Here is a 22,112-nt window from a genome sequence, read left to right as displayed (position 1 = left end):
CGCCGGTGGTCCGGGCGGCGGCGGTCGCGGCGGCCGCGGCGGCGGCATGGCGGCCACCACGGTCGGCGTCGGCAAGGCCGAGCGCAGCGACATCCCGATCACCATCGAAGCGCTGGGCACCGTGACCCCGGCGGCGGTGGCGACGGTACGGCCCCAGGTCGGCGGCGTGCTGCAGAAGATCACCTTCACCGAAGGCCAGCTGGTCAAGGAAGGCCAGGTGCTGGCCACCATCGACGCCCGTCCGGCGCAAATGAGCCTGCTGCAGGCGACCGGCCAGCGCCAGCGCGACGAAGCCCAGCTGGAAAGCGCGCGCGTGCTGCTGCAGCGCTACCGCACCCTGCTGGAACAGGATTCGATCGCGCGCCAGGACGTCGACACCCAGGCGGCCCTGGTCAAGCAGCTCGAAGGTGCCGTTACTACCGACAAGGCGGCCGAAGGCATCGCCCGCATCAACCTCGGCTACACCCAGGTGCGCGCGCCGATCTCGGGCCGGATCGGCCTGCGCAACGTCGACATCGGCAACCTGGTGAGCGCAAACGACGCCAACGGCATCGCCGTGATCACCCAGCAGTCGCCGATCGACGTCGAATTCGCGGTGCCCCAGGACCACCTGCCGGAACTGCAGCAGCGCATCAACCAGAACGCCGTCCTGCCGGCCATCGCCCTGGACCGCACCCGCACCCAGAGCCTGGCCGAAGGCCGCTTCATGGCGATGGACAACCAGGTCGACACCCAGACCGGCACGGTGCGCGCCAAGGCCCGCTTCACCAACGACAGCGGCAAGCTCTTCCCCAGCCAGTTCGTCAACGTGCGCCTGCAGATCAACACCATCAAGAACGCGATCACGGTGCCGGTGACGGCCCTGCGCCACGGCGCCAGCGGCGACTACGTCTACGTGCTGAACCCGCAGGACAAGACGGTCGCGCTGCGCAGCGTCAAGCGCGGCCAGGCGAATGCCGAGCGCGTCGAGATCGTCAGCGGCCTGGAAGGCGGCGAGACCGTCATCACCGAAGGCGCGGACCGTTTGAAGGATGGGGCCAAGGTGACCTTGCCCGGGGATCGTCCGGCCGGTGCCGGCGCGGGCGGCCGCGGTGGACACGGCGGGGCGCAGGGCGCCCAGGGACAGCAGGGTGAACACCGTCAGCGCCGCCAGCAGCAGGGAGGGGCGGCGCAATGATGAGCATGGAATACTCGTCGTTCCCGCGCAGGCGGGAACCCAGGTTTGCCTGCGTTTCGACAGCTCAGGCGGAACCTGGACCCCCGCCTTCGCGGGGGCGACGCAGTGAAGATTCGCGAGGGCGACGTGACGAAGATTTGCGGGGGCGACGCAGTGAAGCTTCGCGAGGGCGACGTGGTGGTCCGCGTGCATGGCGTAGCGGGGTGGCAGCATGAGCCCATCCGCCCCCTTCATCCGCCGCCCGGTCGCCACCTCGCTGCTGATGCTGGCGATCGTGCTGGCCGGCCTGGTCGGCTATAAATTCCTGCCGCTCTCCGCGCTGCCCCAGGTCGACTTCCCGACCATCCAGGTGCAGACCCTGTACCCGGGCGCGAGTCCGGAAGTGATGGCGCGTACCGTGACGGCGCCGCTGGAGCGCCAGTTCGGCCAGATGGCCGGGCTGTCGCGCATGAGCTCCACCAGCGCCGCCGGCGTATCCGTCATCACCCTTCAGTTCAGCCTGGGCCAGACCCTGGACGTGGCCGAGCAGGAAGTGCAGGCCGCGATCAATGCCGGCGGCTCGCTGCTGCCGACCGACCTGCCGGCGCCGCCGGTCTATGCCAAGGTGAATCCGGCCGATGCGCCGGTGCTGACCCTGGCGATTACATCGGACACGGTGCCGCTGACCGAGGTGCAGAACCTGGTCAACACGCGGCTTGCGCTGAAGATCAGCCAGGTCACCGGCGTCGGCCTGGTGACCCTGCAGGGCGGTCAGCGGCCGGCGGTGCGGATCCAGGCGAATACCGAGGCCCTGGCCGCCAACGGCCTGGGCCTGGACACACTGCGTTCGGCCATCACCGCGGCCAACGCCAACAGCGCCAAGGGCAGCTTCGACGGCCCGGCGCGCGCCTACACCATCAACGCCAACGACCAGCTGGTCACGGTGCCGGACTACACGAACCTGATCGTCGCCTACCGCAACGGCGCGCCGGTGCGCCTCGGCGACGTCGCCCGCGTGGTCGACAGCGCCGAGAACGTCAAGCTGGGCGCCTGGGCCAACATGAAGCCGGCGATCATCCTGAACGTGCAGCGCCAGCCGGGCGCCAACGTGATCGCCACCGTCGACGCCATCAAGGAACGCCTGCCCGAGCTGCAGGCCAGCCTGCCGCAGTCGCTGCGCGTGGAGGTGCTGTCCGACCGCACCACCGGCATCCGCGCCTCGGTCGAGCACGTGCAGATCGAGCTGGTGCTGGCCGTGCTGCTGGTGGTGCTGGTGATCTTCGCCTTCCTGCACAGCGTTCGCGCCACCGTGATCGCCAGTCTCGCGGTTCCCATTTCCCTGGTCGGCACCTTCGGCGTCATGTACCTGCTGGGCTACAGCCTGAACAACCTGTCGCTGATGGCGCTGACGATCGCCACCGGCTTCGTGGTCGACGACGCCATCGTCATGATCGAGAACATCTCGCGCTACATCGAGGAAGGCGAGCAGCCGATGGCGGCCGCACTGAAGGGCGCCACCCAGATCGGCTTCACCATCATCTCGCTGACGGTCTCGCTGATCGCGGTGCTGATCCCGCTGCTGTTCATGGGCGACGTGGTCGGCCGCCTGTTCCGCGAGTTCGCGGTGTCGCTGGCGATCACGATCCTGATCTCGGCGGTGGTCTCCCTCACGCTGGTGCCGATGATGTCGGCGCGCTGGCTGCGCCAGAACGACGAGTCGCACAACAGCCGCTTCGCACGCCGCTTCCAGGCGACCTTCGACGACATCATCGCCTATTACGACCGCTCGCTGAACTGGGTGCTGGAGCGCCAGGGCCTGACCCTGCTGGTGGCGCTGGCAACCCTGGTGCTGACGGCGCTGCTGTGGATCTTCATCCCGAAAAGCCTGTTCCCGACCCAGGACACCGGCCAGCTGCAGGCCCGTGTGGAAGCGCGCCAGGCGATCTCCTACCAGGCCATGACCGAGATCCAGCAGGCCGCCGCGCGCGAGATCCTGTCCGACCCGGACGTCGCCTCGCTCAGCTCGACGGTCGGCGTGGACGCCGCCAACAACACCATGCTCCACACCGGCACCATGCTGATCAACCTGAAGAAGGGGCACGGCGACCAGGAAGAGCTGATGAACCGCCTGCGCGACCGCGTGACCCACAACGTCGCCGGCGTCACGCTCTACCTGCAGCCGACCCAGGACCTCACCATCGACGCCGAAAGCGGCCCGACCCAGTACCGGCTGTCGATCGAGGGCGCGGACACCAAGACCGTGACCGAGTGGGCGAACAAGCTGTCCGAGGCGATGGCCCGCCGCAAGGAGGTGCGCAACGTCGTCACCGATGCCGGCGCGACCGGCGCGGCGGCCTACGTCAACATCGACCGCGACAGCGCCTCGCGCCTGTCGGTGACGGCCTCGAACATCGACGATGCCCTGTACAGCGCCTTCGGCCAGCGCATCGTCTCGACCATCTTCACCGAAACGAACCAGTATCGCGTGATCCTGGAAGCCCAGCAGCCGGCAGACATGTCGCTCGACGCCCTGTCCAACCTGCAGCTGCGCACCGGTTCCGGCCAGCCGACGCCGCTGTCCGCGATCGCCTCGATCACCGAGCAGGCCGCGCCGCTGCAGATCACCCACGTCGCCCAGTACCCGGCCACCACGATCGGCTTCGACACCGCGTCCGGCGTGAAGCTGGGCACGGCCGTCAACGCGATCAAGGAAGCGGCGCAGGAGATCAAGCTGCCGGCCTCCGTCACCATGACCTTCCTGGGCGCCTCCGGGGCTTACCAGAACTCGCTGTCGAACCAGTTGTGGCTGATCCTGGCGGCGGTGGTCTGCGTCTACATCGTGCTGGGCGTGCTCTATGAGAGCTACATCCACCCGTTGACCATCCTGTCGACCCTGCCGTCGGCCGGCGTCGGCGCGCTGCTGGCGCTGATGGTGACCGGCCAGGGCCTGGGGGTGATCGGCATCATCGGCATCATCCTGCTGATCGGCATCGTGAAAAAGAACGCGATCATGATGATCGACTTCGCGATCGAGGCGGAAAGGGACGAGGGCAAGGACCCGCGCACTTCGATCCACCAGGCCGCGATGCTGCGCTTCCGTCCCATCATCATGACCACCCTGGCGGCGCTGTTCGCGGCGGTGCCGCTGATGTTCGGCTGGGGCGAAGGCGCCGAGCTGCGCCGTCCGCTGGGCCTGGCCATCTTCGGCGGCCTGATCGTCAGCCAGATGCTGACCCTGTTCACGACCCCGGTGATCTACCTGGCCTTCGACCGCCTGGCGCGGCGCTGGGGCGGCGAGGCGCCGGCCAAGCCGCACGGCCCGGGTTCCGATGACGGTCCGGGCGGCGGGCATCCGCAAGCAAGGCCGGCGCCGCAGCAGCCGGCCCTGCTGGCGCAGCAGCAGGCAAGCCAGAAGCGGATCGACGATCCGCACGGAGCGGGAGCATGAACCTGTCGCAGCCGTTCGTGCGGCGCCCGATCGCGACCGTGCTCCTGACCCTGGGCCTGGCCCTGGCGGGCATCGCCGCCTTCTTCGTGCTGCCCGTCTCGCCGCTGCCCCAGGTGGACTTCCCGGCGATCTCGGTGTCGGCCAACCTCCCGGGCGCGAGCCCGGACACGATGGCGTCCTCGGTCGCCACGCCGCTCGAACGCAGGCTGGCCGTCATCGCCGGCGTCAACGAGATCACCTCCAGCAGCGGCAACGGCTCGACCCGCATCAACCTGCAGTTCGACCTGAATCGCCAGATCGATTCCGCCGCGCGCGAGGTGCAGGCGGCGATCAATGCCTCGCGCGCCGACCTGCCGGCGACCCTGCGCAGCAATCCGACCTACCGCAAGGCCAATCCCTCCGACGCGCCGGTGATCATCCTGGCGCTGACCTCGAAGACGCGCAGCCCGGGCCAGATCTACGACGAGGTCTCGAACATCGTCCAGCAGAAGCTGGCCCAGGTGCGCGGCGTCGGCGACGTCGAGATCGGCGGCGGCTCGCTGCCGGCGGTGCGGGTCGACCTCAACCCCTTCCAGATGAACCGCTACGGCCTGTCCAGCGAGGACGTGCGCGCGGCCATCCAGGCCAGCAATCCGAACCGCCCGAAAGGCGCGCTGGAAGGCGGCGGCATGCGCCTGCAGATCTATTCGCAGGCGAATACCCCGACCAACGGACGCACCGCGGCCGACTACCGCGGCCTGGTGGTGGCCTGGCGCGACGGCGCCGCGATCCGCCTGCAGGACATCGCCGACGTCACCGACGGCGTCGAGAACATCAACACCCTCGGCCTGTTCAACGGCCAGCCGGCGGTGATCGTGCTGGTGACCAGCCAGCCGGGCGCCAACGTCATCGAGACCGTCGACGGCGTGCGCGCATTGCTGCCGACCCTGCAGGCCCAGCTGCCGGCCGACGTCAGCATGCAGGTGGCGTCGGACCGCACCAACTCGATCCGCGCTTCGCTGCACGAGATCGAGCTGACGCTGATGATCTCGATCCTGCTGGTGGTCGCCGTGGTCAGCGTCTTCCTGAGGAGCGCGCGCGCCACCATCGTGCCGGCGGTGGCCACCGTGGTCTCGCTGCTGGGCACCTTCGGCGTCATGTACCTGCTGGGCTTCTCGATGAACAACCTGTCGCTGATGGCGCTGACGGTGGCCACCGGCTTCGTGGTCGACGACGCCATCGTGGTGCTGGAGAACACCAGCCGCCATGTCGAGCAGGGCATGGACCGCATGAAGGCGGCCCTGCTGGGCGCGCAGGAAGTGGGCTTCACGGTGCTGTCGATCAGCCTGTCGCTGGTGGCGGTGTTCATCCCGCTGCTGTTCATGGGCGGCCAGGTGGGCCGGCTGTTCCGCGAGTTCGCGGTGACCTTGTCGGCGGCGGTGATGATCTCGCTTGTGATCTCGCTGACCACCACGCCGATGCTGTGTGCGGTGCTGCTCAAGGGCGGCCACGTGGAGCGCAAGCCGGGCAAGCTGGCGCAATGGTCGGAGCGCGGCTTCAACCGCATCCTGAAGAGCTACGAGCACGCGCTCGACTGGGCGCTGGACATGAAGCTGCTGGTGATGCTGATCCTGGCCTTCGTGGTGGGCCTGAACGTGTTCCTGTTCTCGGCCGCGCCGAAGGGCTTCTTCCCGCAGCAGGATACCGGCCAGATCAACGGCGGCATCCGCGCCGACCAGAGCATCTCCTTCCAGGCCATGCAGGAAAAGCTGCGCCAGCTGGTCAACATCATCAAGAGCGATCCGGCGGTCGATACCGTGGTCGGCTTCACCGGCGGTTCGCGCGCCGGCGGCGGCTTCATGTTCCTGAACCTGAAGCCGGCGAGCGAGCGCGCGAAAGGGGAGAGCGGCCAGGCCGTGATCGCCCGCCTGCGTCCGAAACTGGCGCGGGTTACCGGCGTGCAGCTGTTCCTGAACCCGGTGCAGGACCTGCGCATGGGCGGACGCCAGAGCAACTCGACTTACCAGTACACGCTCAAGAGCGACAACCGCGCCGACCTCAAGATGTGGGCGACGCGACTGGCCGACGCCATGAAGCAGCAGAAGGCCCTGATCGACGTCGACACCGACCAGGCCGAGAACGGCGTCGAGACCTATGTCGACATCGACACGCAAAGCGCGGCCCGCCTGGGCATCAGTGCGAAGGACGTCGACAATGCGCTGTACAACGCCTTCGGCCAGCGCCAGGTCGCCAACATCTACGATGAGCTGAACCAGTACCACGTGATCATGGGCGTGGCCCAGAAGTATGCGCAGTCGCCGGCGGCGCTGGACGACGTCTATGTGCCTTCGAAGGGGACCGGCGGCTCGTCGGCCTCGACCGCCGGTACGGGCACCGCTGCCGCCACGGGCACGGTCGGCGCCACGTCCGGCAGCAGCACCAGCCCGACCGCCAGCGCCGGCACCCCGGCCGCGCCCAGCAACCTGACGGCGGCGCGCGACCCGTCCAGCGGCTCGGCGCTGTCGACCAGGTCGACCAGCATGGTGCCGTTGTCGGCGATCGCGAAATTCGCCGAGCGCTCGACCCCGAGCTCGGTGAACCACCAGGACGGCGAGCTGGCCACCACCATCTCCTTCAACCTGAACCAGGGCTATTCGCTGTCCGACGGCCAGGCCGCGGTGCGCGACGCCGAGGCGTCAATCGGCATGCCGGTCAACGTGCGCGGCAGCTTCCAGGGCCAGGCCAAGCAGGCGCAGGAATCGAACCAGCAGCAGCCGCTGCTGATCCTGGCCGCCATCGTCGTCATCTACATCGTGCTGGGCATCCTGTACGAGAGCCTGATCCACCCGATCACCGTGCTGTCGACCCTGCCGTCGGCCGGCGTGGGCGCGGTGCTGGCCCTGCTGATGTTCAAGATGGAGTTCTCGATCATCGCCCTGATCGGCGTGTTCCTCCTGATCGGCATCGTCAAGAAGAACGCGATCCTGATCATCGACTTCGCGCTCGAAGCGGAGCGGGCGCGCGGCCTGTCCGCCACCGAGGCGGTGCGCGAGGCCTGCCTGCTGCGCTTCCGGCCGATCCTGATGACGACCCTGGCCGCCGCCCTGGGTGCGCTGCCGCTGGCGATCGGCTTCGGCGAAGGCTCCGAGCTGCGCCAGCCGCTCGGCATCGCCATCATCGGCGGCCTGATCGCCAGCCAGCTGCTCACGCTGCTCACCACGCCCGTGGTCTACGTCTACCTCGACAAGCTGCGCCGCGCCAGCCCGCACGAGCGCGAGCTGGCGCGCCATCCCCACGAACACGAGTCTCCGGTTACCACTCAATGAAAAGAACCATGCGTACCAACCCGTTCCTGCGATCGATCACCCTTGCCATGCTGGCCGCCGCGCTGGTCTCCGCCTGCGCCGTCGGCCCCGCCTACCAGCGCCCGGCCGCGCCCGAGCCGGCGGCCTTCAAGGAGCTGCAGGGATGGGTGCCGGCGGCGCCTGCCGATATGCTGGAGCGCGGGCCGTGGTGGACGCTGTTTAATGATCCGCAGTTGAACGAGCTGGCGGCCAGCGTCGAGGTCTCGAACCAGAACGTGGCGGCGGCGGTGGCGGCCTATGCGCAGGCGCGCGCCCTGGTGGCCGAGCAGCGCGCATCGCTGTTCCCGAGCGTGACCCTGAACGGCTCGGGCACGCGCTCCGGCACGCGCGGCGGCGGCAGCGGCAGCGCCACCGTCGACGCCAACGGCAACATCATCGGCGGCGGCAGCGCGGGCGGCAGCGTGCGCAATGCCTACCGGCTGTCGCTGGGCACCAGCTGGGAGCCGGACGTGTGGGGACGCCTGCGCGCCGGCGTCACCGCCGCCAGCGCCGGCGCCCAGGCCAGCGCCGCCGACCTCGCCGCGGCGCGCCTGTCGGCCCAGGGCGAACTCGCGGCCGACTACCTGCAGCTGCGCGCGATCGACGCCCAGCGGGCGCTGCTGGCCACCACCATCGAAGGCTACCAGCGGGTGCTGACCATTACCAGCAATCGCTATAACGCAGGCATTGCGCCGCACTCGGACGTCTACCAGGCCGAGACCCAGCTCGCCAGCGCCCAGAGCGACGACCTGACCCAGGCCCGCCAGCGTGCCCAACTGGAGCATGCGATCGCGGTCCTGGTCGGCAAGGCCCCGGCCGACCTGTCGATCGCGCCGCGGCCGCAGTGGCAGGTGACGGTGCCGGAGGTGCCGGTCGGGGTGCCGTCGACCCTGCTGCAGCGCCGCCCGGACATCGCCGGCGCCGAACGCCGCGTGGCCGCCGCCAACGAGCAGATCGGCATCGCGCGCTCGGCCTATTTCCCGAACATCGGCTTGAGCGCTTCCTACGGCACCTCGGCCAGCAAGGTGAGCGAGCTGTTCAACGCATCGGCCGCGGCCTGGTCCTTCGGCCTGTCGGCGGCCCAGACCCTGTTCGACGCCGGCGCCACCCGCGCCCGCGTGGAGAGCGCGCGCGCCGCCCACGAGGAAGCGGTGGCGCGCTACCGCCAGACCGTGCTGGCCGCCTTCGCAGACATCGAAGACCAGCTCTCCGCCACCCACGTGCTGAGCCAGCAGCAGGACCTCCAGCGCCGCGCCTCGGAAGCCGCCGACAAGGTCGAGCAGCAGGTGCTGAACCGCTACAAGGCCGGCCAGGTCAGCTACTCCGAAGTGGTGCAAGCCCAGGTAACCGCCCTGAACGCCCGCCGCTCCCTGGTCACGACCCAATCGACCCGCCAGACCACGGCCGTCGCCCTGATCCAGGCCCTGGGCGGCGGCTGGCACGCCGAATGACCCAGCAACTTAAAATTCGGGGTCAGAGCACTTTTTGCCGATAATTCGGGGTCAGAGCACTTTTCCTGGAAAGGTCTTTGGTGAAATACGCTGACGCTGGGCGGCCTGGGGTTCACTCACCCGTCCTTATCCTTCGCAAAATATGCCGTTAAGCTTTTGCCCCAAAATGTGCTCTGACCCCAAATTTTGTGAGAAATGCGCTCTGACCCCGAATTTTTGAGGACGGGCTCGCCGGCCTGGGCGGCTCTTTATTTGATTGGCACCATCGTGCTGACGGTGTGGATGCGGCGTGCCGATTTCAGGCGTGGTGGGCGGGCGGCGGGTGTTGCTGTGCTGGATGTGCTGGCCAGCGTGAGCCTGTCGGTTCCGGCGCTGGCTTATTGGGATGTGGATATTGCCAACGGCCTGGGTGAGCTGCCGCTGCGGCTGCTGTTCGTCCTCGGCGTGCTGGGCCTGCTCGGCTTCGTTGCCCATGACGCCCGCGCGATGCTGCACCATCCGCGCATGACGCTGCGCCAGCGCAGGATCTTTGCCGCGATCGGCGCCGCAGCGGTGTTGTTGCCGTCCTCGCTCGAACTGTGGTGGGGCGGCGCGGCTCTCGTCCACATCCACGCTTCCCCTGAAGAACTTGCCCAAAAAAGTGCTCTGACCCCGAATTACGGTTGATCTAGGTCGATTGCCGGCGTTGCGCCCAGCGGGCGGCCAGGATGGCGCAGACCATCAGCTGGATCTGGTGGAAGAGCATCACCGGCAGGATCACCATGCCCAGCGCGCCCGGTGCGAACAGGACCTTGGCCATCGGCACGCCGCTCGACAGGCTCTTCTTCGAACCGCAGAAGACGATGGTGATTTCGTCCTCGCGCGAGAAGCCCAGGCGGCGGCTGGCGAAGGTGGCCAGGCCGAGGGCGAGCGCCAGCAGCACGCAGCACAGCACGCCCAGGCCGACCAGGGTCGGCAGCGACAGCTTGTGCCACAGGCCTTCGTTGACGGATTCGCTGAAGGCCGTATAGACCACCAGCAGGATCGAGCCCTGGTCGACGATCTTCAGCATCGGTTTGTGGCGGTCGACCCAGGTGCCGATCCACGGGCGCAGGAACTGGCCGGCCAGGAAGGGCAGCAACAGCTGTTCGACGATGCTGATGATGGCGTGCAGCGAGGATCCGCCCGCCGCCGACGCGTCCTGCACGATCAGGGTCCCCACCAGCAGCGGCGTGACGAAGATGCCGACGAAGTTCGAGGCCGAGGCGCTGCACACGGCCGCCGCCACGTTCCCGCGCGCCACCGAGGTAAAGGCGATCGACGATTGCACGGTCGAGGGCAGGGTGCACAGGAACAGCAGGCCGATGTAGAGGTCCGGCGGCAGCACGCTGGTGGCGAGCGGCTTCATCGCCAGGCCCAGCAGCGGAAACATCACGAAGGTCGAGGCCAGCACCAGCAGGTGCAGGCGCCAGTTGGTCAGCCCGGACACGATGGCTTCGCGCGACAGCTTGGCGCCGTGCAGGAAGAACAGCAGGCCGATCGCGAAGGTGGTGACCTTGCCGAACACCACCGCGGTCTCGCCCTGGCAAGGCAGCACGCTGGCCAGCGCCACGGTGCAGAGCAGCATGACGGTGAAGGAATCGGGGATCAGGCCGCGCACGGCGGCGGTGAGGCGGGCAAGGGCAGACATGAGGGCTTTATTCGCAAACATCGACGGAGCAACCTTCTATTCTATCGCGTTGCAACATCCGCCGCTGACAGGTGCTGACCGGCGCCGACCGCCGCGGTCGTCAATACGCGGCAAAAGCACAGGGTGATGTTTGGAGAGAAAGTTATTTCCAGTCATAACCAAGGACGATATACTCGCGCTTGCTTTTTATTCACCCTGGGGTCTACCGTGTTCAAATCCACGCTTCTTAACTTCGCTCTGCCTGCCGTCGCAATCATGGGGGTCATCGCCTCCGCTCACGCCGACGAGGGCCAGTGGCAGCCGCACCAGCTGCCGCAGCTGAAGTCCGAACTCAAGCGCATCGGCATCACCATCCCGGCCGAGAAGCTGGCCGACCTGTCCAAGCACCCGATGAGCGCGATCGTCTCGCTCGGCGGCTGCTCGGCTTCCTTCGTCTCGCCGGACGGCCTGGTCGTGACCAACCACCATTGCGCCTACGGTGCGGTGCAGCGCAACTCGACCCCGGAGCACAACTACATCGTCAACGGCTACCTGGCCAAGACCCGCGACGCCGAACTGCCGGGCGGTCCGAACACCCTGGTCTACGTGACCGAGAAGGTCGAGAACGTGACCGACCGCGTGCTGAAGGGCTTGTCGCCCAGCCTGTCCGGCAAGGAGCGCCACGAGCAGGTCGAGAGCCGCATCAAGGCCCTGATCGCCGAATGCGAGAGCGACAAGGCCTACCGCTGCTCGGTGCCGGCCTTCCACCGCGGCGGCGAGTACTACCGCATCAAGCAGCTGATGATCCGCGACGTGCGCCTGGTATACGCGCCGGCGGACTCGGTCGGCAACTTCGGCGGTGACATCGACAACTACGAGTTCCCGCGCCAGGCCGGCGACTTCTCCTTCCTGCGCGCCTACGTCGGCAAGGATGGCCGCCCGGCCGATCCTTCGCCGGACAACGTGCCGTACAAATCGAAGGACTTCCTGGTGGTGTCGGCCGAAGGCCTGAAGGCCGGCGATCCGATCCTGCTGGCCGGCTACCCGGGCCGCACCAGCCGCTACAAGCTGCCGTCCGAAGTCCGCTTCGCGCGCGACGTCGACTACCCGGCCAAGGCCGCATCGATCACCGCCGACCTGTCGGTGATCGCAGCCGCCACCGCGGGCAACCCGAACTGGGACGTGCGCTACGCCAGCGTGGCGAAGAGCCTGAACAACGTCCTGAAGAAGACCCAGGGCTTGATGGACGGCTTCGCGCGCACCGACATCGCCGCCATCAAGGACAAGCAGGACGCCGAGTTCCGCGCCTGGTACAAGCAGCACGGCAAGGGCGGAAGCCTGCTGTCCGACCTCGACACCGCGATCGGCAACGACATGGCCGGCTCGCAGCAGGAAGCGGCATGGGCGGAGGCCACCCACAGCGACCTGCTGAAGAGCGCACGCACCCTGTACCGCCTGTCGCTGGAGCGCCAGAAGCCGGACGCCCAGCGCGAAGCCGGCTACCAGGAACGCGACCTCTCCTTCATCAAGGCGCGCCTGACCCGTCTCGAACAGTCCTTCGTGCCGAGCGTGGACCAGGCCCGCTGGCAGGCGGCCCTGAACCGCTACGCCAAGATCGACGCCAAGAACCACCCGCAAGGCCTGGACGCGCTGCTGCCGAAGGCCGACGCGGTCCCGGCGATGTACCAGTCGACCGAACTGGCCGACACCGCCAAGCGCCTGGCCTGGATCGGCAAGGATCCGGAAGCCTTCCGCAAGTCGAACGATCCCTTCATCCAGCTGGCCGTGCGCCTGCACGACACCGGCATGGCGCTGGAAGACCACCGCAAGGAAGTCGACGGCAACCTGGAACGCGTGATCCCGCAATACATGGAAGCCGTGATCGCCTGGAAGAAGTCGCAGGGCAAGCCGGTCTACCCCGACGCCAACTCGACCCTGCGCGTGACCTACGGCACCGTGGGTTCGTACCAGGCGCGTGACGGCGTGGTCAAGGGTCCGTTCTCGACCGTGCAGGGCATCCTCGAGAAGAACACCGGCAAGGAGCCGTTCAACGCCCCGGACGGGCTGCTGCAGGCGATCCGCGAGCAGCGCTACGGCGTGTTCAAGGATCCGGTGCTGGGCACCGTGCCGGTCGACTTCCTGTCGAGCGCCGACACCACCGGCGGCAACTCGGGTTCGGCGGTGATGAACAAGCGCGGCGAACTGGTCGGCCTGAACTTCGACTCGACCTACGAGTCGATCACCAAGGACTGGTACTTCGATCCGGTGATCACCCGCGCGATCCACGTCGACATCCGCTACATGCTGTGGGTGATGAAGGAGGTCGACCATGCCGACAACCTGCTGAAGGAAATGACGATCAAGTACCCGAAGAAGTAAGGGATGCAAGGGCGTGGGCACGGAGTGCCCACCCTACGAAAACGCGCCGGCATCAATCGGCGCGTTTTTTTTGCCACCGTAGGGTGGGCACCCCGTGCCCACCAAGCGCGTCACGGCGCCTGGAACCAGATATCGAACCGCGTCTCGCCCGCCCCCGCGGGCGCCAGCGCACAACTGGCCCCATGCCGCTGCAGCACCTCCCGCACGAACATCAGGCCGATCCCCTGGCCGCCGCGCTTGGTGCTGAAGAAGGGCGTGAACAGGGGCTGCGACCGGCCCTCTTCGAGCAGGCCGCCGGAGTCGATCACCGACAGCCGCACGCGCTCGCCCAGATCTTCCAGCTCCACGCGAATCGCGCCGCCGCTCGAGCCGTCGCGCGCATTGCGCTCGTCGATGGCTTCGACCGCGTTCTTGACGATGTTCAGCAGGGCCGGCTCGATCAGGTTCACGTCCAGCGGCATCGGCGCCACCGTATCGCAGCGGCTCCAGCCGAGTTGGATGCCGCGCGCATTGCACTGTTCCCGGTTCAGCCACAGGATGTCGTCGACCACGTCCTGGAGGCGGGTCGGGCGCGGCTCCGGCGCCGGCATCTTCACGACCCGCGTGAAGCGGTCGATGAATTCCCCCAGGCTGACGTTGCGGCGCTTGACGGCGACGATGGCGGTGACGAAGTCGCCGGCGTCGCGCTCCGCCAGCTGGCCGCGGTAGGTCAGCAGGGAATCCAGCACCGAGCCGGTGGCCGCCACCGTGTTGTTGACCTCGTGCGCCAGCACGCGGATCAGGCGCGCGTAGGTGGCGCGCTCGGAGTCCTCGAGTTCGGCGGTCAGTTCCTCGACGATCAGGAAGTGGCGGGCGAAGCCGCGGTCGAAGAAGCGGCTGCGCTGGGCGCGGTAGCGGCGCCCTTCGGTGTCGACCAGCAGGCGGCTGTCGCCGAGGGCGAGGGCGTCGAGCTGGCGCACCAGGTCGCGGCTGCGCGCCCGTCCGCGCTGGTCCAGCGCCGGGTCGAAGGCCGCGTCGTCGCCGGCCCAGGCGGACAGCGGCTTGCCGAGCGGCGCGTCAAGTCCCAGCAGGGCGGCGGCGCTGGCGTTCACCAGGCTGATCGCATGGTCGAAATCGAAGACCAGTACCGCGCTCGGCGTGGCTTCGAGCAGCCGTTCCAGGAAGCCCTGCTGCTCGCCGATCGCCAGGCGTTCGCGGTGCAGGGCGGTCAGCATGCCGTTGAACATGCCGACCAGGTCGTCGAGTTCCGTCACACCGGGCGCCGCCAGGCGCGAGGCGTATTGCTGGTCCTGCAGCAGGTCGTGGAAGCGGCGCGTGTAGCCGAGCGGCTCCAGCGCGCCGCGGATCAGCCACCAGCCCAGCGCATAGCTGGCCGCCAGCAGCAGCTCGGCGCCGACGAACAGCAGCGGGCGCTCCGGCAGCAGCAGGATGGCGCAGCCGCCCAGCGCCAGGTGCAGCAGCCCGAGGTAGACGGCCAGCCGCGTCCGCAGCCCGGGCGGCTGGAAGGGAAATGCGGGCAGCTTCATTCCTCGCGCACGCTGGCGCCCAGGCCGTGGCGTTCGAGGCGGCGATACAGGGCCGTGCGCGACAGGCCGAGCGCCCTGGCCATGCGCGAGATATTCCCCGCATGCTGCTGCAGCGCCTGTTCGATCATGTGGCGTTCCACCTGTTCGAGCGTCATCCCGTCCACGCCCAGGCGCGCACCCGGCACGCCCTCGTCGACCGCGCTGGCGGCCAGGAAGTCGGCCTGGCCGAGGTGCTGCTTGCCGGCCAGGAGCAGGGCGCGTTCCAGGGTCTGCTTGAGCTGGCGGATATTCCCCGGCCAGGGCTGGTTCGACAGCCAGTCCAGCGCGCCGGGCGCGAGCACGACCTCGCCCAGGCCGTAGCCCGCGGCGACGCCGGCGGCGATGTGGCGCGCCAGCAGCGCGATGTCGCTGCGCCGCTCGCGCAGCGGCGGCAGGCGGATCGTGATCAGGTTCAGGCGGTAGAACAGGTCTTCGCGGAATTCGCCGCTCGCCACCAGCTCCGCCAGTTCGCGGTTGGTGGCCGACACCACGCGCAGGTCGGCCTGCTCCGTACGGCTGGCGCCGACCGGCTGGTAGCGCTGGTCCTGCAGCACGCGCAGCAGCTTGACCTGGTCGCCGCGCTGCAGCTCGCCGATCTCGTCGAGGAAGAGCGTGCCCTTGTCGGCGCTGGCGATGTGGCCCTTGCGGTCGCTGCGCGCATCGGTGAAGGCGCCGCGCACATGGCCGAACATTTCGCTCTCGAACAGGGACGGCGTGATCGCGCCCATGTTGATCTTGACGATGGGATGACCGGCGCGCGGGCTGTTGCGGTGGATGGCGTCGGCGATCAGCTCCTTGCCGGTGCCGCTCTCGCCGAGGATCAGCACCGGAGCGCGGGTGTGCGCCACCTGGGCGATGGTCTCCAGCACCTTCAGCAGCTTCGGATGTTCGCCGACGATGCCGGAAAAGTCGCATTGCGCGTCGAGCGCGCGGCGGGTGAGGGCGGGCGCGCGCGCCGGCGTCGCCAGCTCCAGCGTGGCCTCGACCAGCGCCACCAGCTGGGCGTTGTCCCAGGGCTTGGTGAAGAAATTGGCGGCGCCGGCCTTTACGCCGCGCACCGCCAGCGAGATCGAACCCCAGGCCGTCATCAGGAGCACCGGCAGCGCCGGCTGCAGCTGCTTGATGCGGGCCAGCAGCTCCAGTCCCTCCTCGCCGCTGGTCTGCAGCGAGAAGTTCATGTCCTGTAACACCAGGTCCGCCTGGCCTGCCTGCAGCTGTTCCAGCGCCTGTTGCGGACCATCGGCGCAGACCGCCTCGAAGCCGGACTGCTTGAGCAGCAGGGCCAGCGAGACCTGGACTGCGCCGTCGTCGTCGACGATCAGGATGCGCCGCTTGCGTGTTGCTTCCATATTTTTTAATGCGAACCTTTTTATTCGTAGTGCAGCGCTTCGGTCGGACTCAGGCGGCTGGCGCGCCAGCCCGGGTAGAGCGAGCAGAGCAAGGATAGCAGATAGATCACGGCCATCGACAGCCCGGCGGCGCCGATGAAGACCTGCCAGTTCAGGTTCTCGCCGATGGCCCCGGTGAGCGGCAGCTGCACCAGCAGCACCAGGCCCAGCGCCATCGCGAAAGAACTGAGCAGCAGCTGTTCGGCGACGATCTGGCGGTAGATGTCGGCGGCGCGGGCGCCGATGGCGCGGCGCAGGCCGATCTCCGGAATGCGCCGCGTGGTGTTCTGCCACAGTACGCCGAACAGCCCGAATGCCACCATGGACAACATGAAGGCGGCGATCACGCCGACGACCACCAGCGGCACCAGGTGCTCCTTCAGCAGCGAGGCGCGCATCGCCATCAACGGCGCGATCTCGTAGGTCCAGTCGTTGCGGACCAGCTTGAGCTGCCGGTTCAGCCGGGCCTCGAAGGCGCGCGGCGTGCCCGGAGCCACCTTCAGCATGATGACGTTCAGGCGCGAGGCGCCGGCCCGCGGCGCGAAGCGGGTCATGATGAAGTTGCCGGGCGCGACCAGCGGTCCCTTGTTGCGGTAGGTGTCGATGATGCCGACCACCTTCAAGGTCTGCGCGACCTTGTTCTCGGTATGGGTCAGCTGCTGGCCCAGGGCATCCTTCCCGGGGAACATGGCCGCCGCCATGCGCCGGTCCATCACCACCGGCTGCACCGCCGCGCCTTCGTCGCTGGCGCCGAACCAGCGTCCGCGCACCATCTTCATGCCGACCGCGTCGGCGAAACCGTCGTCGGCTTCAAGGATGTTGGTGTTGACGTCGGCGCCGGTCTGCGGCGACTTGAAGGAGGTGTGCCAGGTCGACATCCGGTACGGCGCGTAGGCCGCGAAGCCGACCGCGCGCACTTCCGGCAGCGCCTGCAGGCCGCGGCGCAGCGTGTCGTAGGTATCGGCCGGGATCTTCGCGGTGTCCTCGCCGGTGCGGATCGTGACCGCCCAGGTGTCGCGGCCGTCGAAGCCGATCGGTTCGCGGTACAGCTGCCAGTAGCGCAGCGCGAAGGCGGCCACGCCGAACACGATGGCGAAGGCGAGCAGGATTTCGAGGCTCAGCAGGAGGTTCCTGGATTTGCGCTTCCAGGTCAGCTTCAACAGGTGGCGCAGCATCATGCGGCTCCTTTCAGGGCGTGGACGGGATCGAGACGCGACATCTTCCAGGCCGGGATCAGCCCGGACAGCAGGCCGAAGACGAAGGACAGCAGCATGCCGCAGCCGAACACCGGCAGGTTGACGCTCACTCGCAAATAGGGAATCAGCTGCGACTGCTCCAGCCACCACAGCACGCCCTGGGTGGCGGCCAGGCCGAGCAGGCCGCCGGCCAGGCACAGCAGGATGTTTTCGACCACCAGCTGGCCGGCCAGCTGCATGCTGGTGGCGCCGAAGGCCTTGCGTACCCCGATCTCGGCGCTGCGTTCGAGGATGCGCCCCATGTTCAGGTTGACCAGGTTCAGGGCCGGCAGCAGCATGAACACCAGCATGCCGCCGATGATATATGCCAGCAGCTTGCGGGCGCCGGAATCCTGTCCCGCGTCGCGGTTGATCTCGCCGCCGAGCAGGTTGCGGGCGAAGAGGTCGAGCTTGCTGTCGGCCCAGAACATCGTGGTGGCGAAGGTCTTCGGGTCGTCCGCCACATAGCCCTTGGCGATGCGCGCGACTTCCTGCTGGATGCGCGGCAGGTCGGCTTTGTCCCGGGCCAGCAGCATGGCGGCGAAGGAGCCGGTGAGCTGGTTCTGGTAATCGCTCGACGGGAAGGTCGAGAGCGGCGCCCACATGTCGGCAAAGGCATTGAAGTGGATGACATCCTCCACCACGCCGATCACGCGGAACAGCTGGCCGCCTGCACTGATGGCCTGGTCGACCGCCTGTTGCGGCGCGCCGCCGAACAGCCTGCGCGCGGTGGAGGCGTTGATCACGGCCACCAGGCGGCCGCCGGCTTCGTCGGCCTCGTTCGGCAAGCGTCCCGCCAGCACCTTGAAGTCGAGGATCTTCCAGTAGTCGGCGTCCACGCGGCGCATCTGCAGCTCGCTGACGCGCTCGCCCTGGTAGACCGAAACCGTGTCCGGCGTGGTGAAGGCGGATACCCGCTCGACCCCCGGCATGGGCTTCAGGTATTTGTCGATGGTCTTGAAGCCGAGCGTGCCGGTGCGGATGGTGCTGCGGTCGGCGCTCATGCTGCGCATGGTGTAGATCTGCAGGAAGCGCTCGCTCTTGCCTTCGACACCGGTCGGCCAGAAGGTGGTCTCCAGCAGGGCGGTAATCACCATCAGCACCACCAGGGTGAGCACGATGCAGGCCAGGTTGATCGCCGTGAACAGCTTGCGGCGCATGAAGACCTTCCAGGCGGTGAGCAGGTAGTTACGCAGCATGGAGGTGCTCCGGCGTGACCAGTTGGCCGTCGAACAGGCGCACGATGCGGTGGGTGCGGCGCGCTTCGCGTTCGTCGTGGGTGACCATCACCACGGTCGTGCCCTCGGCATTCAGCTTGAGCAGGATGTCCATGACTTCCTCGCCCATCTTGCTGTCGAGGTTACCGGTCGGTTCGTCGGCCAGCAGCACTTTCGGCTGGCCGACGATGGCGCGGGCGATCGCCACGCGCTGCTGCTGGCCGCCCGACAGCTGGTTCGGGTAGTGGTCCATGCGCGCACCGAGGCCCACCTTTTCGAGGGCCTCGCGCGCCAGCCGGCGCCGCTCGCTGCCGCTGCCGCTGCGGTAGAGCAGGGGCAGTTCGACGTTGTCGATCACGCGCAGGTCCGGGATCAGGTGGAAGCTCTGAAAGATGAAGCCGAAGGTGCGGTTGCGCATGCCGGCCAGCTGGCGGTCGCCGTAGCGCGCGACCGAGGTGCCGCCGACTTCCACGCTGCCCTTGCCGGGGCGGTCGAGCAGGCCGATGATGTTCAGCAGTGTGCTCTTGCCGCAGCCGCTCGGTCCCATCATGGCGACGAATTCGCCTTCCCTGACGTGCAGGTCGATGTCTTTCAGGGCCAGGGTCTCGACCTTGTCGGTGCGGTAGGTCTTGCTGACCTTGTTCAGGCTGATCATTGTTGTTCTCCTCGTTTTGTCGGTCAATTCGAAATGCGGATGCTGTCCAGGTCCTTGAAGGCGCTGGTATCGGACACGATGAAGCGGTCCCCGGGCCGGGCGCCGTTCACGACTTCGACCAGCTTGCCGTCGCTCGAGCCGAGCTCGATCCAGGTTTTATTGGCGGCGCCTTCGTGCACGGCGAAGGCCGGCTGGCGGCCCTTGCCGTTGAAGGCGGCGCCGTTGTCGATCACCAGCACATGCGCGCGGCTGGCGGTGACGACGTTGACGTCCACCCGCATCTTGTTGCGCAGGTGCGGGTTGTGCGGCTGTTCGAGGTCGACCAGCAGCTTGATGGTGCCGTTCTGGATCTCGGGCAGGATGGTGTGCACGCGGCCGGCCAGGATCTCGCCGTTCTGCTCGACGCGCACAAGCTGGCCGGCGGCCAGCTGGCGGGCGTGGAAGTCGGACAGGGTCGCCTCCACGCGGTAGTTGTTCAGCTCCGACACGCGCGCCACCAGCTGGCCGGCGGCGACGCTGGCGCCTTCCTCCTCGACCAGTGAGGTCAGCATGCCGGAAAAGGGCGCGCTCACCCTGGTTTGCTGAAGCAGACCGTCCTGGCGGGCGATCTGCTTCTGCAGGATCTCCTTTTGCAGATTCGCGGCGGCGATCGCGCTGGCGGTGGCGCGCCGCGTGTCCTCGATCAGCTCGTGCTGCTGGCGCAGCTGGACTTCGTTGCGCTGCACGTTCAGTTCCGAAGTCAGCAGGTCCTGGCCCGACACCAGGCCGCTTTCGCGCAGCTTGCGGTTGCGTTCGCGCAGCGCGCGGCTCGACTGGAGGTCGATCTCCAGCAGTTCGATGGCGGACCTGGTCTGCTTGAGCTTCTGGTCCATCTCGAGCTTGAGTACGACGATCCTGTTTTCCTGCTGCGCCAGCTGCTCCTTCAGGGCTTCCAGCGCCAGGCGGATCTCGCGGTCGTCCAGTTCCAGCAGCAGCTCGCCCTGCCTGACCTGCTGGCCCGGCTTGGCGTGGACCCTGGCGATGCGGCTGGCGCCGGGGCTGGACACGACTTCCTCGTGCACGGGAATGACCACGCCGGCGGCGCTGATGGTGTTGTCGACGCTGCCGCGCCGCACCTCGGCCACCACGATGTCGGCGGCAGAGACACCCGGCCGCAYGGCGCGGTTGATGCCCCAGGCGGCGGCGAGGAAGCCGGCGCACAGCAGGAGGCCGGTGGCGAGGCGGAAGTGGCGGCGGCGGCGGAGCAGGTCGATGCCGATGGCTTGGTCCATGAGGATGCTTGCGATGAAGGAGTGAAGATGTATCCTTGATTGCAAGCATCGTGCCAGGCCCCGTTCACTGGGCGGAAGGCGCCATCAGGCCCCGGCTTCTGCCCGTGCGCGGGCAAGGGTGTCCGGATCCGGGCAGTCGAAGCGGATCCGTGCCGCCGGCAACGGTAACTTGCGTATTCGCGCGCCAGCTTCGATAATCGACTGTTGACCTGACACCGTCCCTTCGCGCCGCACATGAACGACCCGCTTTCCCTCTTCGGCTTCCCGACGACCCCGCTGGAACTCATCTCCTTCGTCCTCTCGATCGTCACGGTGCTCCTCAACATCCGCCGCATCCACTGGGCCTGGCTGTTCGCCATCGTGTCGTCGGCCACCTATGGCGTCGTGTTCTTCGAGGCCCGCCTGTACGGCGACGCCGGCCTGCAGGCGGTCTTCATCGCCGCCGCAATCTGGGGCTGGTACGAGTGGCTGCGCGGTACCGGCGAGGATGACAAACCGCTGGTGGTGACGCGCCTGGACGCCAGGGGCTGGATCTGGTCGCTGGCCGGATGGGCGCTCGGCTTCTTCATCCTGTCGTGGTTCCTGCATGCTTGCACCGACACCGACGTGCCGCACATGGACGGCTTCCTCACCGCCGGCAGCCTGCTCGGCACCCTGCTGGCGGCGCGCAAGAAGGTCGAGAACTGGCATGTGTGGATCGTGGTCGACATCCTCTACGTCGGCCTGTACGTCTACAAGGACCTGCACCTGACCGCGATCCTGTACGCGGTGTTCGTGGGCATGGCGGTGCTGGGCCTGCGCGCCTGGGCGCGTGCGGCGCGCGAGGGGGCGCGATGACGCGCGGCGCGCTGCCGGCGCGGATCGCGATTCTCGGCGCCGAGTCGACCGGCAAGTCGACCCTGGCGCCGGCGCTGGCGGCGCGCTACGGCACGCTGTGGGTGCCGGAATACCTGCGCGAGTTCGTCGAGACCGAGCAGCGCGTGCCCTTCGAGCACGACCAGCCCGCGATCGCGCGTGCCCAGCGCGAGCGCGAGGATGCCCTGGCCGCATCGAAGGATGCGCGGCGCTTCCTGTTCTGCGACACCACGCCGCTGATGACGGCGGTCTACAGCCGCATCTACTGGGGCCGGGTGCCGGTGGAGCTGCTGGAGATGGAGGCCGCGCACGACTATGCGGCAACCCTGGTCGCGGGCCTCGACCTGCCTTGGGTGCCGGACGGCCTGCAGCGCGAATCGGAAGCGGTGAGGAAGCAGGTCCACGACTGCCTGCTGGCGGTGCTGCGCGAACGGGGCATCCGGTTCACGCTGCTGGAGGGAGACCTGGCGCAGCGGCTGCGCCAGGTGGAGGACCTGCTCGGTCCTCCCTGAGCTTCGCAA

Annotated in this window: 15 protein-coding genes; 8 read left to right on the top strand and 7 right to left on the bottom strand. The window is 67.9% G+C overall.

Features of this window, described 5'->3' with window-relative positions; genetic code table 11:
- From AC1DOQ_RS24740 to AC1DOQ_RS24720, 5 genes are all read left to right on the top strand, one after another.
- Positions 1-1,177 (top strand): efflux RND transporter periplasmic adaptor subunit (locus AC1DOQ_RS24740; RefSeq protein WP_477370329.1); only part of this gene is annotated, 1,177 nt, incomplete at its 5' end.
- Between the two features lie 211 nt (positions 1,178-1,388).
- On the top strand, positions 1,389-4,604 hold the full coding sequence (locus tag AC1DOQ_RS24735; RefSeq protein WP_477370326.1) for an efflux RND transporter permease subunit: 3,216 nt from the start codon (positions 1,389-1,391) through the stop codon (positions 4,602-4,604).
- Positions 4,601-7,909, top strand: coding sequence for an efflux RND transporter permease subunit (locus AC1DOQ_RS24730; RefSeq protein ID WP_477370323.1), 3,309 nt, complete (start codon positions 4,601-4,603; stop codon positions 7,907-7,909). Before AC1DOQ_RS24735 ends, AC1DOQ_RS24730 begins: the two co-directional genes overlap by 4 nt.
- 8 nt (positions 7,910-7,917) lie before the next feature.
- Positions 7,918-9,378 carry an efflux transporter outer membrane subunit gene (locus AC1DOQ_RS24725; protein ID WP_477370320.1) on the top strand — a complete coding sequence of 487 codons (1,461 nt, stop codon included), beginning with the start codon at positions 7,918-7,920 and terminating at the stop codon, positions 9,376-9,378.
- Between the two features lie 195 nt (positions 9,379-9,573).
- Positions 9,574-10,044 carry a hypothetical protein gene (locus AC1DOQ_RS24720; protein WP_477370317.1) on the top strand — a complete coding sequence of 157 codons (471 nt, stop codon included), beginning with the start codon at positions 9,574-9,576 and terminating at the stop codon, positions 10,042-10,044.
- 1 nt (position 10,045) lies between these two features.
- On the opposite strand, the gene AC1DOQ_RS24715 is transcribed toward AC1DOQ_RS24720, so the two are convergent.
- Positions 10,046-11,047 (bottom strand): bile acid:sodium symporter family protein, encoded by a 1,002-nt coding sequence (locus tag AC1DOQ_RS24715; protein WP_477370314.1) that lies wholly within the window; start codon positions 11,045-11,047, stop codon positions 10,046-10,048.
- Between the two features lie 207 nt (positions 11,048-11,254).
- On the opposite strand from AC1DOQ_RS24715, the gene AC1DOQ_RS24710 reads away from it, so the two are divergent.
- On the top strand, positions 11,255-13,405 hold the full coding sequence (locus AC1DOQ_RS24710) for a S46 family peptidase (RefSeq protein ID WP_477370311.1): 2,151 nt from the start codon (positions 11,255-11,257) through the stop codon (positions 13,403-13,405).
- 110 nt (positions 13,406-13,515) lie between these two features.
- Here the strand turns inward: AC1DOQ_RS24710 and AC1DOQ_RS24705 are convergent, their stop codons facing one another.
- Genes AC1DOQ_RS24705 through AC1DOQ_RS24680 form a run of 6 tightly spaced genes read right to left on the bottom strand, consistent with a single transcriptional unit; the run spans position 13,516 to position 20,736 of the window.
- Entirely contained in the window at positions 13,516-14,931 is a 1,416-nt protein-coding gene (locus AC1DOQ_RS24705; RefSeq protein WP_477370308.1) for a sensor histidine kinase, read from the bottom strand.
- Complete coding sequence (locus tag AC1DOQ_RS24700; RefSeq protein WP_477370305.1) at positions 14,928-16,319, bottom strand: sigma-54-dependent transcriptional regulator; 1,392 nt, start codon at positions 16,317-16,319, stop codon at positions 14,928-14,930. The genes AC1DOQ_RS24705 and AC1DOQ_RS24700 overlap by 4 nt, the downstream gene beginning before the upstream one ends.
- A gap of 20 nt (positions 16,320-16,339) precedes the next feature.
- Positions 16,340-17,536: an ABC transporter permease gene (locus AC1DOQ_RS24695; protein ID WP_477370302.1), complete on the bottom strand. Its 1,197-nt coding sequence runs from the start codon at positions 17,534-17,536 to the stop codon at positions 16,340-16,342.
- On the bottom strand, positions 17,533-18,792 hold the full coding sequence (locus tag AC1DOQ_RS24690) for an ABC transporter permease (protein ID WP_477370300.1): 1,260 nt from the start codon (positions 18,790-18,792) through the stop codon (positions 17,533-17,535). Before AC1DOQ_RS24690 ends, AC1DOQ_RS24695 begins: the two co-directional genes overlap by 4 nt.
- Complete coding sequence (locus AC1DOQ_RS24685; RefSeq protein ID WP_477370297.1) at positions 18,782-19,465, bottom strand: ABC transporter ATP-binding protein; 684 nt, start codon at positions 19,463-19,465, stop codon at positions 18,782-18,784. The genes AC1DOQ_RS24690 and AC1DOQ_RS24685 overlap by 11 nt, the downstream gene beginning before the upstream one ends.
- Before the next feature lie 23 nt (positions 19,466-19,488).
- Entirely contained in the window at positions 19,489-20,736 is a 1,248-nt protein-coding gene (locus tag AC1DOQ_RS24680) for an efflux RND transporter periplasmic adaptor subunit (RefSeq protein ID WP_477370294.1), read from the bottom strand.
- A 234-nt stretch (positions 20,737-20,970) separates the two neighbouring features.
- Here AC1DOQ_RS24680 and pnuC point away from each other — a divergent pair, with 234 nt between their 5' ends.
- A complete protein-coding gene (gene pnuC, locus AC1DOQ_RS24675) occupies positions 20,971-21,573 on the top strand; it encodes a nicotinamide riboside transporter PnuC (protein WP_477370291.1) in 603 nt (200 codons plus the stop codon).
- Positions 21,570-22,103 (top strand): AAA family ATPase, encoded by a 534-nt coding sequence (locus AC1DOQ_RS24670; protein WP_477370288.1) that lies wholly within the window; start codon positions 21,570-21,572, stop codon positions 22,101-22,103. Before pnuC ends, AC1DOQ_RS24670 begins: the two co-directional genes overlap by 4 nt.
- Positions 22,104-22,112 lie beyond the last annotated feature (9 nt).

The organism is Massilia sp. 01N417 (assembly GCF_056399645.1).
The sequence above is the reverse complement of the archived record's forward strand: the minus strand, read 5'-3'. Positions and strand labels throughout refer to the sequence as shown.

Coding starts and splice junctions, on each gene's coding strand:
- AC1DOQ_RS24715 (WP_477370314.1), bottom strand. CDS start 11,047: ATGTCTGCCCTTGCCCGCCTCACCGCCGCCGTGCGCGGCCTGATCCCC.
- AC1DOQ_RS24670 (WP_477370288.1), top strand. CDS start 21,570: ATGACGCGCGGCGCGCTGCCGGCGCGGATCGCGATTCTCGGCGCCGAG.
- AC1DOQ_RS24705 (WP_477370308.1), bottom strand. CDS start 14,931: ATGAAGCTGCCCGCATTTCCCTTCCAGCCGCCCGGGCTGCGGACGCGG.
- AC1DOQ_RS24685 (WP_477370297.1), bottom strand. CDS start 19,465: ATGATCAGCCTGAACAAGGTCAGCAAGACCTACCGCACCGACAAGGTC.
- AC1DOQ_RS24720 (WP_477370317.1), top strand. CDS start 9,574: ATGCGCTCTGACCCCGAATTTTTGAGGACGGGCTCGCCGGCCTGGGCG.
- AC1DOQ_RS24690 (WP_477370300.1), bottom strand. CDS start 18,792: ATGCTGCGTAACTACCTGCTCACCGCCTGGAAGGTCTTCATGCGCCGC.
- AC1DOQ_RS24730 (WP_477370323.1), top strand. CDS start 4,601: ATGAACCTGTCGCAGCCGTTCGTGCGGCGCCCGATCGCGACCGTGCTC.
- AC1DOQ_RS24735 (WP_477370326.1), top strand. CDS start 1,389: ATGAGCCCATCCGCCCCCTTCATCCGCCGCCCGGTCGCCACCTCGCTG.
- AC1DOQ_RS24695 (WP_477370302.1), bottom strand. CDS start 17,536: ATGATGCTGCGCCACCTGTTGAAGCTGACCTGGAAGCGCAAATCCAGG.
- pnuC (WP_477370291.1), top strand. CDS start 20,971: ATGAACGACCCGCTTTCCCTCTTCGGCTTCCCGACGACCCCGCTGGAA.
- AC1DOQ_RS24725 (WP_477370320.1), top strand. CDS start 7,918: ATGCGTACCAACCCGTTCCTGCGATCGATCACCCTTGCCATGCTGGCC.
- AC1DOQ_RS24700 (WP_477370305.1), bottom strand. CDS start 16,319: ATGGAAGCAACACGCAAGCGGCGCATCCTGATCGTCGACGACGACGGC.